This is a genomic window from Ralstonia sp. SA306 (assembly GCF_054792405.1).
In genome coordinates, this window is the sequence record NZ_CP096452.1 from 711,488 (window position 1) to 727,042 (window position 15,555).

At 63.9% G+C, this 15,555-nt stretch carries 18 protein-coding genes; 16 read left to right on the forward strand and 2 right to left on the reverse strand.

Features of this window, described 5'->3' with window-relative positions:
• Positions 1 to 70: 70 nt before the first annotated feature.
• Positions 71 to 991, reverse strand: coding sequence for a LysR family transcriptional regulator (locus M1D44_RS19815; protein WP_112187664.1), 921 nt, complete (start codon positions 989 to 991; stop codon positions 71 to 73).
• A 106-nt stretch (positions 992 to 1,097) separates the two neighbouring features.
• Between M1D44_RS19815 and M1D44_RS19820 the strand changes: the two genes are divergently transcribed.
• The 3 genes from M1D44_RS19820 to M1D44_RS19830 all read left to right on the forward strand — a co-directional run bounded on the left by M1D44_RS19820 (position 1,098) and on the right by M1D44_RS19830 (position 2,855).
• On the forward strand, positions 1,098 to 1,349 hold the full coding sequence (locus tag M1D44_RS19820; protein ID WP_024979230.1) for a DUF2798 domain-containing protein: 252 nt from the start codon (positions 1,098 to 1,100) through the stop codon (positions 1,347 to 1,349).
• 418 nt (positions 1,350 to 1,767) lie between these two features.
• Positions 1,768 to 2,235 (forward strand): GNAT family N-acetyltransferase, encoded by a 468-nt coding sequence (locus tag M1D44_RS19825; protein WP_316684714.1) that lies wholly within the window; start codon positions 1,768 to 1,770, stop codon positions 2,233 to 2,235.
• Positions 2,236 to 2,378: 143 nt separating this feature from the next.
• Positions 2,379 to 2,855, forward strand: coding sequence for a nuclear transport factor 2 family protein (locus M1D44_RS19830; RefSeq protein WP_316854322.1), 477 nt, complete (start codon positions 2,379 to 2,381; stop codon positions 2,853 to 2,855).
• A 48-nt stretch (positions 2,856 to 2,903) separates the two neighbouring features.
• On the opposite strand, the gene M1D44_RS19835 is transcribed toward M1D44_RS19830, so the two are convergent.
• Positions 2,904 to 3,305, reverse strand: a complete 402-nt coding sequence (locus M1D44_RS19835; protein ID WP_316854323.1) for an AraC family transcriptional regulator — start codon at positions 3,303 to 3,305, stop codon at positions 2,904 to 2,906.
• Between the two features lie 89 nt (positions 3,306 to 3,394).
• Here M1D44_RS19835 and M1D44_RS19840 point away from each other — a divergent pair, with 89 nt between their 5' ends.
• The 13 genes from M1D44_RS19840 to M1D44_RS19900 all read left to right on the forward strand — a co-directional run bounded on the left by M1D44_RS19840 (position 3,395) and on the right by M1D44_RS19900 (position 15,529).
• A complete protein-coding gene (locus M1D44_RS19840) occupies positions 3,395 to 3,961 on the forward strand; it encodes a TetR/AcrR family transcriptional regulator (RefSeq protein ID WP_316854324.1) in 567 nt (188 codons plus the stop codon).
• 182 nt (positions 3,962 to 4,143) lie between these two features.
• Positions 4,144 to 4,449 carry a recombinase-like helix-turn-helix domain-containing protein gene (locus M1D44_RS19845; RefSeq protein WP_112187672.1) on the forward strand — a complete coding sequence of 102 codons (306 nt, stop codon included), beginning with the start codon at positions 4,144 to 4,146 and terminating at the stop codon, positions 4,447 to 4,449.
• A gap of 79 nt (positions 4,450 to 4,528) precedes the next feature.
• The gene (locus M1D44_RS19850; protein ID WP_024979224.1) at positions 4,529 to 5,596 is read left to right on the forward strand and encodes an aromatic ring-hydroxylating oxygenase subunit alpha; all 1,068 of its coding nucleotides are present in this window, start codon (positions 4,529 to 4,531) and stop codon (positions 5,594 to 5,596) included.
• On the forward strand, positions 5,589 to 6,362 hold the full coding sequence (locus M1D44_RS19855; RefSeq protein WP_316854325.1) for an SDR family oxidoreductase: 774 nt from the start codon (positions 5,589 to 5,591) through the stop codon (positions 6,360 to 6,362). Before M1D44_RS19850 ends, M1D44_RS19855 begins: the two co-directional genes overlap by 8 nt.
• A 32-nt stretch (positions 6,363 to 6,394) precedes the next feature.
• Positions 6,395 to 6,931 carry a cupin domain-containing protein gene (locus M1D44_RS19860; RefSeq protein ID WP_024979222.1) on the forward strand — a complete coding sequence of 179 codons (537 nt, stop codon included), beginning with the start codon at positions 6,395 to 6,397 and terminating at the stop codon, positions 6,929 to 6,931.
• Positions 6,932 to 6,935: 4 nt separating this feature from the next.
• A complete protein-coding gene (locus M1D44_RS19865; protein ID WP_316854326.1) occupies positions 6,936 to 7,838 on the forward strand; it encodes an alpha/beta fold hydrolase in 903 nt (300 codons plus the stop codon).
• A gap of 12 nt (positions 7,839 to 7,850) precedes the next feature.
• Entirely contained in the window at positions 7,851 to 8,678 is an 828-nt protein-coding gene (locus M1D44_RS19870) for an IclR family transcriptional regulator (RefSeq protein WP_024979220.1), read from the forward strand.
• A 2-nt stretch (positions 8,679 to 8,680) separates the two neighbouring features.
• Positions 8,681 to 9,484: an SDR family oxidoreductase gene (locus M1D44_RS19875; RefSeq protein WP_316854327.1), complete on the forward strand. Its 804-nt coding sequence runs from the start codon at positions 8,681 to 8,683 to the stop codon at positions 9,482 to 9,484.
• Complete coding sequence (locus M1D44_RS19880; RefSeq protein WP_316854328.1) at positions 9,477 to 11,204, forward strand: thiamine pyrophosphate-binding protein; 1,728 nt, start codon at positions 9,477 to 9,479, stop codon at positions 11,202 to 11,204. The genes M1D44_RS19875 and M1D44_RS19880 overlap by 8 nt, the downstream gene beginning before the upstream one ends.
• Positions 11,205 to 11,236: 32 nt before the next feature.
• A complete protein-coding gene (locus tag M1D44_RS19885; RefSeq protein WP_024979217.1) occupies positions 11,237 to 12,040 on the forward strand; it encodes an aspartate dehydrogenase in 804 nt (267 codons plus the stop codon).
• Positions 12,041 to 12,056: 16 nt separating this feature from the next.
• Complete coding sequence (locus M1D44_RS19890; protein ID WP_024979216.1) at positions 12,057 to 13,559, forward strand: aldehyde dehydrogenase; 1,503 nt, start codon at positions 12,057 to 12,059, stop codon at positions 13,557 to 13,559.
• Positions 13,560 to 13,594: 35 nt separating this feature from the next.
• Positions 13,595 to 14,557, forward strand: coding sequence for a VOC family protein (locus tag M1D44_RS19895; protein ID WP_316854329.1), 963 nt, complete (start codon positions 13,595 to 13,597; stop codon positions 14,555 to 14,557).
• A gap of 21 nt (positions 14,558 to 14,578) precedes the next feature.
• Complete coding sequence (locus M1D44_RS19900; protein WP_316854330.1) at positions 14,579 to 15,529, forward strand: PDR/VanB family oxidoreductase; 951 nt, start codon at positions 14,579 to 14,581, stop codon at positions 15,527 to 15,529.
• Positions 15,530 to 15,555 lie beyond the last annotated feature (26 nt).

Below are 15,555 nucleotides of genomic sequence, written 5' to 3' on the forward strand. Positions count from 1 at the left end.
AATGGCGTGATGGAATCCTTGCAGCCTACGGGGTGATCGGGCGGTGCGACAACGCGTGTTTTTACCCGTTTCAAGCAGCGTGGGAGGCACTCGGCGCGGCGTCGGCCTGCAGCAAGGGCGCAGCCGCGGCGAAGGCCGCCAGATGCTCCAGCAACGTACGCACCTTACGTGGCAACTGCTGCTGCGGCCACACCGCGTAGATGGGCCGCTGCGGTGTACCCCATTCGGGCAGCAGGCGCACCAGCCTGCCTGCCTCCAGCGCCTGATGGCAGAGCGTGCGCGGACAGTACAGCAGACCGAGGCCCGTTTCGGCCAGCGTCACGCCCAGTTCAATGTCGTTCAGGTCGCAGCGTCCGCGAGGCTGCAGTTCGATGGTTTCCGCGCCATCCGGCGAGGTGAAGCGCCATGTCGAGAGCGGCGACGACACCAACAATCGATGTGCCTGAAGTTCATCTGGATGTGTCGGGGCACCATGCTCGGCCACATAGGCAGGCGACGCCACCAGCACCATCCCGATGACACCCAGCCGGCGCTGCCGCAGCTTCGGGTCGTCCTGCTGGCCGACGCGGATGGCCAGATCGGCGCCATGCCGCCACACGTCTTCATTGCGGTTGCTCAGCGATAGCTCCAGCCGGATCTCCGGCCACGTCGCCATGAAGCTGGCATACGCGGGTGCGAGCAGCCCGCGCGACAGGTTCAGCGGTGCGAGCACGCGCAGGGTGCCCTTCACCTGATTGAGGTCGTCGTCGAGCGTGGCCGTGGTTTGCGCAAGCGCGGTCAGCAGCGGGCGGCATTGCTCGTAGTACAGCTGGCCTTCCGGCGTTGGTTTCAGGCTGCGGGCGCTGCGCAGCAGAAGCTGGCAACCCAGTGCTGTCTCCAGCTTCTGCAGGCGCCGCGTCAGCGTGGCGGGCGGCAGGTTGGCGTGACGGGCCGCGGCCTGCAGGCTGCCGTGGTCCACGATGGAAACAAAGAGGGCTAGGTCGTCGAGCATGATTCCATTTTCGGAATTTAAATTTCAATAAACGTCTATAGTTTCTTGAAACGCGGTTGTCTAGCATACCGTCAATCACATTTGATGGCTTGCAAGGAGAACCGCCATGTCGATGCCCGTTTCCACTCCCACCCGTCTTCGTGTCATTTTTGCCTGGCTGATGTCCGGCCTGATGTCGTTGTTGATGACCGGCTGGATCGGCTGGATCAACGCCGGTATCAGCCCTGACTTTCTCGCCCGCTGGGCGCATGCGTTCGTGCTGGCCTGGCCGGCGGCCTTCACCATCGTGCTGATTGCGGCACCGACGGTGCAGCGGCTGACGCAGCGTCTGGTGTTGCCCAATCCCGCGCAACCCTGAAAAGAAAACAGCCCACCGGGAGGACGGTGGGCTGCAAGGTTGACAGCAGGAAAGACCGATTGAAACGGACGCCGGACTGACATCCCGTAGAGCCCGGCGATATGGCTGGTACAACACCCGACCCTTATCGTGGTGACGCTGATGTGCGTGGAGATCGCACTGCCCGATACCGGGTCGTTACCGGGCCATGGAGCGCACTTTAGTGGGTCGAGGCTTTCAGCAAACTTTCTTCCGGCAATGACTTGTCTCCGGACAATCCCTAGGGTCGGGGCGCTGCACACGCGCTGTTGATGGCGTGCGCCGCACATGGCAGCCGATGGTGCACGGCGCCACGAGTTAAGCGAACGGTAGGAAAGCCGGCTGCACGCATGGCGCCCGGCTGGCAGAATGCGCGAGCGTGCCACCCATTCAGCCAACCATGTCCGCACCTTCCGACCTCCTGATTCGTCCCATCCACCAAGACGACTTCACTGCCTGGAAACCCCTCTGGGATGGCTACAACGCCTTTTACGGCCGCGCGGGCGAAACAGCCTTGCCCGACATCGTCACGCAGACCACATGGCAGCGTTTTTTCGATGAGGCCGAGCCGGTCTATGCCATGGTTGCCGAGCGGGCGGGCGCATTGCTCGGCATCGTGCATTTCCTACTCCACCGCAGTACCACACAAGTGCAGATGAACTGCTATCTGCAAGACCTTTTCACCGCCGAAGCCGCACGCGGGCAGGGCGTCGGTCGCGCGCTTATCGAGGCGGTTTATCGCCGCGCCGCAGAGGCGGGCCTGCCGCGCGTCTATTGGCAGACCCACGAAACGAACACCACGGCGATGAAGCTTTACGACACCGTGGCTGAGAAATCCGGCTTCGTCGTTTATCGCAAATTTCTGTAGGCCTGCGGTGCGGGAATCGTGCGTTCGCGAAACTCCCCGTGCATTCCTGGTATCGGCGCGGCAGTCGGTTGGGCAGACTGTGTGCGTGCTGCTGCGTTGTTAGCGTGGTGGCCTCCACTGTTGCCATTGCAAAGGAGTTGCCGATGTCTGCCAATGAGACCCGCCCGCCGGTTCCGCCGTTCACCCTCGAATCTGCCACCGAAAAGGTGCGTCTGGCCGAAGACGGCTGGAACAGCCGCAACCCAGAGCGCGTCGCGCTCGCCTACACGCCGGATAGCGAGTGGCGCAACCGCGCCGAGTTCGTCAATGGGCGCGAACAGATCGTCGAGTTCCTCACGCGCAAGTGGCGTAAGGAACTCGACTACCGGCTGATCAAGGAACTGTGGGCGTTTGGCGGCAACCGCATCGCCGTGCGCTTTGCGTATGAGTGGCACGATGATTCCGGCAACTGGTTCCGCTCGTACGGCAACGAGAATTGGGAATTCGACGCACACGGCGTGATGCAACGCCGTTATGCCTGCATCAATGACCTGCCGATCAAGGCGGATGAGCGCAAGTTCTTCTGGCCGCTTGGGCGTCGCCCGGATGATCACCCGGCGCTGTCTGCGCTGGGTTTGTGACGCGGTCGGCCAAAAAGAGGCGCCCGGTCTTGGCCGGGCGCTGTGCATTCAGCCATGCAGTTGGTCAAGCGCGCGTCGTCGCCAGGTCGACGGGCTATCGCCCGCGAGCCGCTTGAATACCGTCGAGAAATGCGCCTGGCTCTGAAAGCCGACCTCCAGCGCAATCTCGACCACCGTAGCATCCAGTCTCATCAGCAAGGTCTTGGCGCGCTCGATGCGCCGATGCAAAAGATACGCGTGCGGGCGCACGCCCGTAGCGGCGCGGAACTGGGCAGCAAAGTGCATGCGCGTCAGGCCGGTCGCGCGAGCAACGTCTTCCAGCCGAACCGGGCCGCCGAGATTCTCTTCGATATAAGTCGTTGCCAGTCGCAGGCGCCACAGCGGCAGCGGCGAGAGCGTGGCTCGAGCTGGGCGGCAATTATCGGGAGCAGTGGTGCAAACGGAAGTCACGGCTTTATGAGACAAGTCTGTCTACATGATTGAGTAGACAGGTCTGTCTGTCAAGGCCATACTGAACCATTGCCTTCACGTTCATCGACATGGCCAAGACTGCCGAAACCCTCTCCGCCCGCGAGCGCATCATGGAAACCGCCGAGCGGCTGTTCCTGCAGGAAGGTTTTCGTGCCACCGGTATCGACCGAATCATCGCCGAGTCTGGCGTGGCAAAGATGTCGCTGTACCGGCATTTCCCGTCAAAGAGCGATTTGATCGCAGCCTTCCTGGATGCACGGCACGAACGGTGGATGGCTTGGTTTCGTGAGGCAACGGAAGCGCGCCTTGCCAAGCGCGCTGACCTCGACGTGCTGGCGGACGTGTTGGCCACCTGGTTCGACACCAAAACCTACCGAGGTTGCGCGTTCATCAACCTCGTTGCCGAATCTGGTACGGAAACCGGGGACGCGCAGTTGGTAGAAAAGGCTGTCCTGCATAAGGCCGAGCTGGCGACGTATCTGGCGGAGCTGGCGAAGCGTCTTGGCTATCCACGCCCGAAGGCCATTGCCGAAGAAGCGCTGCTGTGCGTGGAGGGGATGATCGTGCGCTACCAGATGACCGGGCAGCGCTCGGTTGTCGATGCGGGCAGGCGTCTGCTGGCGCGGCTGCGCTAAGTCGGCGCCCCAAGCTTTTGTCGGCTGCCTGGCCGACGTGTGACGCAGCCTTCCTTTTTGGAAACCATAGGGTAATCCCGCATCTGCGATTTCGAAGACGCGGTCTATAGTTGCACCTGTGTTCCAGATATTAACAGACGTTTCATAGGTAAAACAAGCGAAACGTGATGGAGTCGACAGAAATGCAACCGCAATACAACCCCGACCTCGCTCCGTGGGAGCCGATTTCTCCGAACAACGTCGCAGGAAAGGGCCGCGTCGAGCGCCCGGGCCACGTCGCCAATCTGGTGTGGCAAACGCGCGCCGCCGAGCCGACAGCCTATGAGAACCAATTGGCCGATTCGCTGGAGGCGGCATTTATGGGTGGTGCTCAAACGCCGGCCGACATCGTGGCTGTGCTGAACGAGCGCGGCCCGCGCAATGCCGCCGGCGGCGAGACCTGGACGGAAGACACGTTCCTGGCAGAGATGCGCCGCCTGGGCGCCTGAACCCAGACCGGTTCCAACACGATTCGACGCCGCGCCGCCCGCAGAGGCGCCCGGCTCAACCCATCAGAAGAGGCAAGCAATGGAAGGCAACAAGGAAGCGCAGAAGGAAGCGCGCATCAACACCGGTCTGCGCAACTACTGGTATCCGGTGGCGGCGTCGTGGAATGTGAAGAACGCTCCGGTCGGCATCACGCGCCTGAGCCAAAACATCGTGCTGTGGCGCGATACCGCCGGCCAGGTGCATGCGCTGGAAGACCGCTGCCCGCACCGCGGCGCGCGCCTGTCGATGGGCTGGAACCTGGGTGACCACGTGGCTTGCTGGTACCACGGCGTCGAAGTGAACGGCCAGGGTACGGTGACGAGCGTGCCAGCCGTTGACGCTTGCCCCATGGAAGGCAAGACCTGCGTGCGCAGCTACCCGGTGCAGGAGCGTGCCGGCGCCATCTTCCTGTGGTTTGGTGACAAGGCCCCGTCCGAGTTCGACGACGCTGTTGGCACGCTGCGCTTGCCGGAAGAACTGACCAGCGACGAGCACAGCCACTTCCTCTGCTTCGCGCATTGGAACGTCAACTACCGCTATGCCATCGACAACGTCATGGACCCGATGCACGGTGCGTACCTGCACGCCGTGTCGCACTCGATGGCCAGCGGCGAGAAGAAGGCCGTGATGGAAGTGGTGGAAACCGATCACGGCATCATGTTCCAGAAGACCGGCCAACGTGGCGTGAACTTCGATTGGACCGAGTTTGGCGAGACCGGCACGATGTGGCTGCGCCTGTCGATTCCGTATCAGCCGAAGGTCGGCCCTGGCGGTCCGTTCACCATCATCGGCATCGTGACGCCGGTGGACGAAGAACACTGCATCGTCTACTTCTGGCGCACGCGCCATGTGCAGGGCTGGCAGCGCGACGTGTGGCGCTTCCTGTATCGCAACCGCCTGGAAGGCCTGCACTGGGATGTGCTGGAGCAGGACCGCGTGGTGCTCGAGTCGATGGCCCCCGAGGCGCGCGATCACGAGACGCTGTATCAGCACGACATCGGCATCACGCGTATCCGCCGTGTGCTGGCACGCCGCGCTGCCGCTGAATTGGCCGATGCGCCGGTTGCCATGCTCAAGCCCGTTCCCACGGAAGCTCAACATGCTTGAGCGCAATCCAAATGCCGGGCTGCTGGCTGGCCGCAAAGTCCTCGTGACGGGCGCTGCGCGCGGGTTGGGTTTGGCGTTTGCCAAGTCGATTGCCGAAGCTGGCGGCGCGGTTGCGCTGGCGGACATTCTTGGCGAGCGAGTGCAGGAAGAGGCCGCGGCACTGCGTGCGGCTGGCTTCGACGCACATGGCTTTGCGCTTGATCTTGGCGATCCGGCTTCCATTCAGGCGTGCGCTGCGGCAGCTGTGCAGGCTCTGGGTGGGCTCGACGGCCTCGTCAACAACGCGGCCATCACCAATTCGGGCGGGCGCGACGCATCGTCGATCGACGTCGAGACCTGGGACCGCGTGATGAACGTCAACGTGCGCGGCACCTGGCTGATGACGACGGCCTGCCTGCCGGCACTCAAGGCATCGGGCCGCGGCGCGATCGTCAACTTGTCGTCGGACACACCGCTGTGGGGCGCGCCCAACCTGTTGGCGTACGTGGCCAGCAAGAGCGCCGTCATCGGCATGACCAAGTCTCTGGCGCGTGAATGCGGCGCAGACGGCATCACTGTCAACGCCATCGCGCCGGGCCTGACGCTGGTGGAAGCCACCGAATACGTGCCGGCACACCGCCATGCGCTGTACCGCGACCAGCGCGCCATTTCGCGCGATCAGGTGCCCGACGACGTCTGCGGCGCCGTGCTGTTCGCGCTGTCCGATCTTTCCCGATTCGTGACGGGCCAGACGCTGGCCGTCAACGGCGGTTTTGTCATGCAGTAATGCATCCACACTCCATTCAGAAGAGGTATTCGATGAGCGATCTCTCCGAACAACAGCAAGTGCAACGCACGTGGGACCGCCCGGAAGGCGCGTCGTTTGAAGACTGGATGAACAGCCGCGTGGCGCGCTTCGCGACCCGTCGCTACGACTGGGACGCCCTCAAGTTCCAGGCCGACTACGACCCGAAATACCGCCGTGCGCAAATGCGCTACCTCGGCACGGGCGGCACCGGCGTGGCGGCCGACACCAACACCGTGCCGGCGGAGCACTTCACGTTTTCGACCATGGTGATTCCGGCCGGGCACGAAGGCCCGTCGCACCTGCACACCGATGTGGAAGAGGTGTTCTTCGTCATTCGCGGCAAGCTCAAGCTGGTGCTGGAGAAGGACGGCGAGCGCTACGAGACCATCCTGACCGATCGCGACCTCGTCTCGGTGCCGCCCGGCGTGTACCGCGAAGAAATCAACATCGGTGATGAAGATGCGCTGATGTGCGTGATGCTGGGCGCCAAGAAGCCGATCACGCCGACGTACCCGCCCGAGCACCCGCTCGCCAAGATCAAGCGTTGATGCCATGAGCGTGCAGGCTGTCATGTCTACCCATCCGTTCCGTGTTGCCGATGCGCTTGCTGCGCTCGGCGACGGGTTTGCCGAACGTAGCGTTGCGATCAATGTGCGCGGCGATCGCATCGGCTATCGGCAATGGGGCGAGCGCGGGCCAGTGGTGGTGCTGTTGCACGGCATCAGTTCCAGCGCCGCGTCATGGCTGCCTTGTGCGCAGGTGCTTTCGCAAAGCATGCGCGTGCTGGCATGGGACGCGCCGGGCTACGGCCATTCCACGCCGCTTGAACAGGCTACGCCGCGCGCCGCCGACTACGCGGTGCGGTTGCAGGCATGGCTGGCTGCGCTGCATGTGGCACCGGATACGATCGTCGGTCATTCGTTGGGCGCGTTGATGGCATCGGCGTATGTGGCCTGCGCGCCAACGGCGATGCAGCCGAAGTGCCTGCTGCTGTTGAACCCAGCACAGGGCTACGGCCAGCCGGGGCAGGAAGACAAGTCGCGCGCCGTGCAAGCGCAGCGTCTTGCAACGCTGGACCAGCTCGGCATCGACGGCATGGCGGAGTCGCGCCATGCGCACCTGCTGCGTCCGAATGCCTCCGACGAAGAGCGTGCCTGGGTGCGCTGGAACATGAAACGCCTCAACGATGGCGGCTACCGCCAGGCCGTGGCGATGCTCAGCGGCGACGACATCAGCGCCTATCTGCGCAAACGCCCCGCATCGACGCCGGCACAGATCGCGTGCGGTGATGTGGACGAAATCACGCCGCCGCAAGGCTGCGAAGCGCTGGCCAGGACGTTCGGTCTGCCATTTGCGCTCGTACCGTCTGCGGGGCATGCCTCCTATATCGATGCGCCTGACGCTGTCGCAGGCTGGATCGAACAAGCCGTTCTCTCCCAATCTCAAAACGCCTAAGCGCCAAGACGTATGAGCAACGACCTCATTCCAGAAGACGTGCAGGAAAAGTACATCGTGCCGGGCCTCGAACGCGGCCTGCGCCTCCTGTGCGAATTCAGCCACAAAGACCGCGTTCTCTCGGCGCCGGAGCTGGCCCGCCGGCTGAAGGTGCCGCGTTCGACGGTATTCCGCCTGCTGACGACGCTCGAAGTGATGGGCTTCATCGAGCGCGTGGACGGCGGCCGCGATTTCCGTCTCGGCATGGCGGTGTTGCGCCTGGGCTTTGAGTACCTCGCCTCGCTGGAATTGACCGAGCTGGGCCGTCCGCTGCTGGATCGCCTGCGCGACGACATTCACTATCCGTGCAACCTCGTCGTGCGCGATGGCCGCTCGATCGTCTACGTGGCGAAGTCGGTCGCTCCCACGCCGTTCACCAGCTCGGTGAATGTTGGCACGCGCCTGCCGGCACATGCCACGGTGCTGGGTCGTGTTCTGCTGGCAGACCTGTCGCTGGCGGAATTGCGCCAGCTTTATCCGGAGCCGCAGTTGGAGGTGTTCTCCGCGAACACGCCGCGCACGGTGGAAGAGCTGTTCGAGATGGTCCAGCGTGACCGCGAACACGGCTACGTGCTGCAGGAAGGTTTCTTCGAAGCCAACATCTCGACGATTGCTGCGCCGGTGCTGGACCGCGCAGGCAAGGTGGTGGCAGCGCTTGGCACGACCATTCCGTCGCCGCGCATTGAGGCGGCACAACTCGATCTGATGATCGACAAGGTGCGCGCCGCTGCCGGCGAGCTGTCTTACTTGCTGGACTACCGTCCCGCCAGCGGCAAGGTCGTCAACCTGTTCCGGGAATGACCATGCCGATGATCGACTTGACTGGCAAGACCGCTGTCGTGACCGGGGGCTCCTCCGGTATCGGCCTGGCCACCGTTGAACTGCTGCTGGAAGCTGGTGCCGCCGTGGCGCTGTGCGGCCGCAATGCCGAACGCCTCACACACGCCGAGCAAGCTCTGCGCAGCCGCTTCCCGAACGCCACGCTGTTCGCCGCAACCTGCGACGTGCTCGACGCCGCGCAGACCGCTGCCTTTGCCGATGCCGTAGAGCAGGCGCTCGGCCCGGTAGACATGCTGGTCAACAACGCCGGCCAGGGCCGTCTCTCGACGTTTGCCGATACCGACGATGCCGCGTGGACGCAGGAGCTGCATCTCAAGTTCTTCTCCGTGATTCACCCGACGCGCGCTTTCATGCCGCAACTGGAGCGCTCGGAGCACGGCGCGATCGTCTGCGTGAATTCGCTGCTGGCGCAGCAGCCCGAGCCGCACATGGTGGCCACCTCGGCCGCGCGAGCGGGTGTGCTCAACCTGGTGCGCTCGATGGCGACTGAATTTGCACCGAAGGGCGTGCGCGTCAACGGCATCCTGATCGGGCTGGTCGAGTCCGGCCAATGGCGCCGCCGCTTCGAGGCTCGCCCCGAAGAGGATCGCCATCTCGACTGGGCCGCGTGGACGCGCCGCCTAGCCGCGCAAAAACATATTCCCCTTGGACGCCTGGGCCTGCCGGAAGAAGCAGCCCGCGCCATTCTGTTCCTTGCCTCGCCGTTGTCTTCGTACACCACGGGCAGCCACATCGATATCTCCGGAGGACACTCCCGTCATGCTTAATAGACAACAACAGGAACAACAACTGGTCACGGTGGGCCACGCGATTGCAGCCTTCTTGGAGGCCTGCGAGGTCAAGGCGGCCTTTGGCGTCATCTCGATCCACAACATGCCCATCCTGGATGCGATGGGCGAGCGCGGCAAGATCCGCTTCATCATGGCGCGCGGCGAAGCCGGCGGCACCAACATGGCCGATGCCTATGCCCGTACCACGGGCACCCTGGGCGTTTGCCTGACAAGCACAGGTACTGCTGCCGGCAATGCGGCAGGTGCCATGGTTGAAGCATTGACCGCAGGCACGCCGTTGTTGCACATCACGGGCCAGATCGAAACGCCGTACCTGGACCAGAGCCTCGCGTACATCCACGAAGCACCGGACCAGCTCACAATGCTCAAGGCCGTTTCCAAGGCTGCCTTCCGCGTGCGCAGTGCCGACACCGCTATCAGCACGATGAAGCTGGCTGTGCAGACCGCGCTCACGGCCCCGGCCGGCCCGGTGAGCGTGGAGATTCCCATCGATATTCAAGCCGCGCTGATCCCGATGCCGGACGACCTGCGCCCGCTGCAGGTGCCGCAGCATGTGCCGTCGGCCCACGCGCTGGACGAACTCGCTGAACGCCTGTCGCGCGCGCGCCGCCCGATGCTGTGGCTGGGCGGTGGCGCCCGCCACGCTGCGAAGCAGGTCAAGCGCCTGATGGATCTGGGTTTTGGCGTGGTCACCAGCACGCAGGGCCGCGGCATTGTTCCGGAAGATGATCCGCGTTCGCTGGGCGCCTTCAACCTGCACAAGCCGGTCGAAGCGTTCTATCAGACGTGCGATGCGATGGTCGTGGTCGGCTCGCGCCTGCGCGGCAACGAAACGCTCAAGTACGAACTGAAGCTACCGCGCCCGCTGTACCGCATTGATGCAGATGCGTCGGCAGAAGGCCGTTGTTACGCCAGCGACTATTTCGTATGCGGCGATTCGGCCCTCGCGCTGGATGGCCTGGCGGATCGACTGGAAAAGAAGATGCAGATCGACGCGGCGTTCGCTGGCGACCTGCGCGCCGCTCACGAGACGGCGGTGCGCGGGCTGATTGATGGCCTCGGCCCGTACGCAAAGCTGGTGGAGGCATTGCAAGCCGCGGTGGGGCGCGAGTTCAACTGGGTGCGCGACGTGACGGTGTCGAACAGCACGTGGGGCAATCGTCAGCTGCGTATTTTCGATCCGCGTGCCGGCGTGCATGCACTGGGTGGCGGTATCGGCCAGGGTTTGGCGATGGGCATTGGAGCGGCCATCGGCTCGGCCGCAACCGGATCGGGCAAGACCACGTTCTGTCTGGCCGGTGACGGCGGCTTCATCCTGAACCTCGGTGAGCTGGCGACCGCCGTGCAGGAGCGCGCCAACCTCGTCATCGTGCTGATGAACGACAAGGGCTACGGCGTCATCAAGAACATCCAGGACGCGCAATACGGCGGCCGCCGCCACTACGTGGATCTGCATACGCCGGACTACGCGGCACTCGCGCAGTCGCTGCAGTTGCGCCATCGCCGCGTATCGGATCTAGCCGACGTGGGCAGCGCGTTGAATGAGGCCACCAGCGGTGAAGGGCCGTTCCTGATGGAGATCGACATGCTCTCCATCGGCAGCTTCAAGACCATCTTTGCGGGCCCGCCCGTCAATCAACAGGCCAAGGATGGCCAGGGCGAACGCGCCGCCGAGCGTACGACGGTGGTGGCGTGAACTTGCGATCGAGCCAATTCAAGGAGCCGGACATGCTGCATGTATCGATGGTCGGGTGCGGAGCGATCGGGCAGGGCGTTCTGGAATTGCTCAAGAGCGATCCGGATGTCTGCTTTGACGCCGTGATCGTGCCCGAGCACGCGATGGACAAGGCGCGCGAGGCTATCGCACCGTTCGCGCCGAATGCGCATGTCACGACGCATCTGTCGGCCGACGCGCATCCTGATCTGCTGGTCGAATGCGCCGGTCATGACGCGCTTGAGGAACATGTGTTGCCGGCGTTGGAGCAGGGCATTGATTGCCTGGTGGTATCGGTGGGTGCGTTGTCCGAACCTGGTGTAGCCGAACGGCTCGAGGCAGCGGCCCGGCGTGGCAACGCGCAAGTGCAGTTGCTGTCGGGCGCCATTGGCGCCATCGATGCACTGGCCGCTGCGCGTGTCGGGGGGCTGGATGCCGTGATCTACACCGGCCGCAAGCCGCCGCGCGCCTGGAAAGACACGCCGGCCGAGCAGCAGTTTGACCTCGACGCGCTGAGCGAGCCGACCGTGATCTTCGAAGGCAACGCCCGCGAAGCCGCACGCCTGTTCCCGAAAAACGCCAACGTGGCCGCCACATTGTCGTTGGCGGGCCTCGGGCTGGAGCACACGCACGTCAAGCTGCTTGCCGATCCGACGGTGGACGAGAACATCCATCACGTCGAGGCGCGCGGTGCCTTTGGCGGCTTCGAGCTGACGATGCGCGGCAAGCCGCTGGCGGCCAATCCCAAGACTTCCGCGCTGACGGTGTTCAGCGTGGTGCGTGCGCTGGGCAACCGGGCGCACGCCGTTTCGATTTGAGCGAGCCCATTGCGCCATGACTGTCTCTACCCTTAACACAACCGCAACGTCCTTGCTGCCCATCTGCATCGCAGGCGAATGGCGCCTTGGCACTGGTGAGCGCTATGTCACGCGTTACCCCGCCACGGGCGAAGTGGTGGCCGAACTCAACGCCGCAAGCGTCGCCGATGTGGAAGAAGCCGTGGCCGGTGCCTACCGCGCCTTCCTTTCCAGCGGCTGGGCGAAGCGCAAGCCGCACGAGCGCGCGGCCGTTCTGTACCGCGTGGCCGAACTGATCCGCTCGCGCAGCGAAGCGCTAGCCCAACGCCAGCGCCTGGACAACGGCAAGCCGATCAACGAGACGCGAGCCCTGGTGGCAAGCGCTGCGGCCACGTTCCAGTTCTTCGGAGCCGCATGCGAGACGCTGGAGGAATCGCTCACGCCCGCGCGTGGCGATTGCCTGACGATGAGCGTGCATGAGCCCATGGGCGTGGTGGCCGCCATCACGCCATGGAATTCGCCGATTGCCAGCGAAGCGCAGAAGATGGCGCCCGCGCTGGCCGCAGGCAATGCCGTCGTCGTCAAACCGGCCGAAGTCACGCCGCTGATGGCGCTGGAACTCGCCGCCATTTGCGAAGAGGCGGGCGTGCCCAAGGGCATGATCAGCGTGCTGCCCGGCAAGGGCTCCGTCATTGGCGATGCGATCACGAAGCATCCGCTGGTGCGTCGCGTGTCGTTCACGGGCGGCACGAACACCGGCCGCCACATCGCGCACATTGCAGCCGACAAGATGATGCCGGTGTCGCTCGAACTTGGCGGAAAGTCGCCGACGATGGTGTTTGAGGATGCTGATCTCGACCATGCGGTCAATGGCGTGCTGTACGGCATCTTCAGCTCGTCGGGCGAGTCGTGCATCGCTGGTTCGCGCCTGTTTGTGGCGCGTTCCTTGTACGAGCCGTTCATGGATCGCCTGGCCGCAGCCGCAGCACGCCTGCGTGTTGGCAATCCGGCCGATGAGTCCACGCAGATGGGCCCGCTGATCACCGATCGCCACCGCGAGACGATCGAGTCGTACGTGGCGATGGGCGTGCAAGAGGGCGGCCATCTGCGCACGGGAGGCTTGCGCCCGGAAATCGCGGGCTGCGAGTCGGGCTACTTCTACACGCCGACCATCATCGAAGGTCTTACCAACAGCGCACGCATTTGCCAGGAAGAGATCTTCGGCCCCGTGCTCGTTGCCATGCCGTTCGACGATGAAGACGAACTGATCGAACAAGCCAACGACAGCGTGTACGCGCTGGCTGCCGGCATCTGGACACGCGATTACAAGCGCGCGTGGCGCATTGGCCGCGCGGTGCAAGCCGGCAACGTGTGGATCAACACGTACAAGCAGTTCTCGATTTCGACGCCGTTTGGCGGCTGGCGTGACAGCGGCCTGGGCCGCGAGAAGGGTCGCCTCGGCATCCTGCAGTACATGGAGCAGAAGAGCCTCTACTGGGGCCTGAACGAACAACCGCTGGCCTGGGCCAACGCCAACTGAAGCCGAAGCAAACGCCCGGACCACAGGAGATGAAGATGAACACGATTCGAGGCATCGACGAAATCGTCTACGGTGCCGACGACCTCGCCGCCTGCAAGCAGTTCTTCCAGGACTGGGGCCTTGCCCTGCAATCGGAAGATGCCGGCGGCCTGCTGTTCGAAACGCTTAACGGCTGCCGCGTGCGGGTCAAGCGCAGCGACGATGCCACGCTGCCGCCCGCCATGGAAGCCGGCCCGACGCTGCGCGAAGTGATCTGGGGCGCCGATTCGCAAGCTGTACTCGACCGTCTGGTCGACAAGTTGGCCGACCAGCCCGGCTACGTCTACGCCGACGGCCGTGTTGGTTGCACCGACCCGAACGGCTTGGCAGTGCGTGTGCAACTGACCACCAAGCGCGATATCGACGTGCAATGCGCCGAGATGAACACCTGGACGGACAAGCCACGCCGCAATCAACCCAGCCCGATCTATGAACGTGCTACGCCCATTGAAGTGGGTCACGTGGTGTTCTTCGTGAAAGACGTGACTGCCACCGAGCGCTTCTACATCGACAAGCTCGGCTTTGTGCCGTCCGACCACTATCCGGGGCGGGGTGCGTTCTTGCGCTGCGAGCCGGAAGGTGGTCACCATGACCTGTTCCTGCTGCAAACGCCGCAGGCCAAGAGTGGGCTGAACCACGTCGCCTTCACCGTGCGCGACATCCATGAAGTGTTCGGCGGTGGCATGCATGTGTCGCGCTGTGGATGGGACACGCAACTGGGCCCTGGCCGTCATCCGATTTCGTCGGCGTACTTCTGGTACTTCAAGAACCCCGCCGGCGGCCTGATCGAGTATTACGCTGACGAAGACCAACTGGACGCCGACTGGCAGCCGCGCGATTTCGAGCCCGGCCCGACTGTGTTTGCTGAGTGGGCCATCGACGGTGGCATTGACGGCAACACACGCCGGCAGAAAAACGTCGTCGGCCCGGAAGGCAAGTTCCTGACGGAAAAGCGCTGAAACGTTGCAGAGAGACGTGCTATGAATTCCCCCCTCAACCTGCGCGTGCACGCCATGCGCTACGAAGCCCAAGGCATCGTGAGCGTGGAGCTGCGCGATGTCGACGGCAAGACCTTGCCCGAGTACGCCCCAGGCGCGCATATCGAACTGCATCTCGGCAATGGGTTGGTCCGCAGCTATTCGCTGTGCGGCGCGCCAGAGGTGCGTGACCGCTACGTGGTCGGCGTGCTGCTCGATCGCAACAGCCGCGGCGGCTCGCGCTATGTGCACGAGCAGTTGCGCGTGGGCTCGACGCTCAAGATCGGCGGCCCGCGCAATCACTTCGAGCTGGACGAAACCGCGCCGCGCACGGTGCTGGTCGCGGGTGGCATTGGCGTAACGCCCATCGTCTGCATGGCACGTCGTCTGGCCGAGCAAGGCAAGACGTTCTCGATGCTGTACTGCGCACGCTCGCATGCCGAAGCCGCCTTTGCCGATGAGCTGGCCGCGCATGGCGATGCGGTGCGCTTCCACCTGGATGCTGAAGCAGGTGGCCCGCCCGACCTGAAAGCGCTGCTTGCCGGACATCCGGCCGATACGCATTTCTATTGCTGCGGCCCCGGGCCGATGCTGCGGGCTTTCGAGGCTGCTTGCGAGGCACTCGGCTACACCAACGTCCATATCGAGCGCTTCGCGGCAGATCCCGGTGTGGAGTCGGTGCAAGAAGGGGAGTACCAGGTCAAGCTGGCGCGCAACGGTGCCGAACTGTGCGTACCGGCAGGCAAGTCGCTGCTCGATGCGCTACTGGAGATTGGCGTCGAGGTGGAACACAGCTGCAAGGAAGGCGTGTGCGGCTCGTGCGAAACGCGCGTGCTGGAGGGCGAGCCCGACCACCGTGACAGCGTGCTCTCCAAGAGCGAGCGTGCGTCGAACCAAACGATGATGGTTTGCGTATCCGGCTGCAAGGGCAAGCGCCTGGTGATTGATCTGTAAGCGCAGGATGGTTTAGGCGTTGGCCT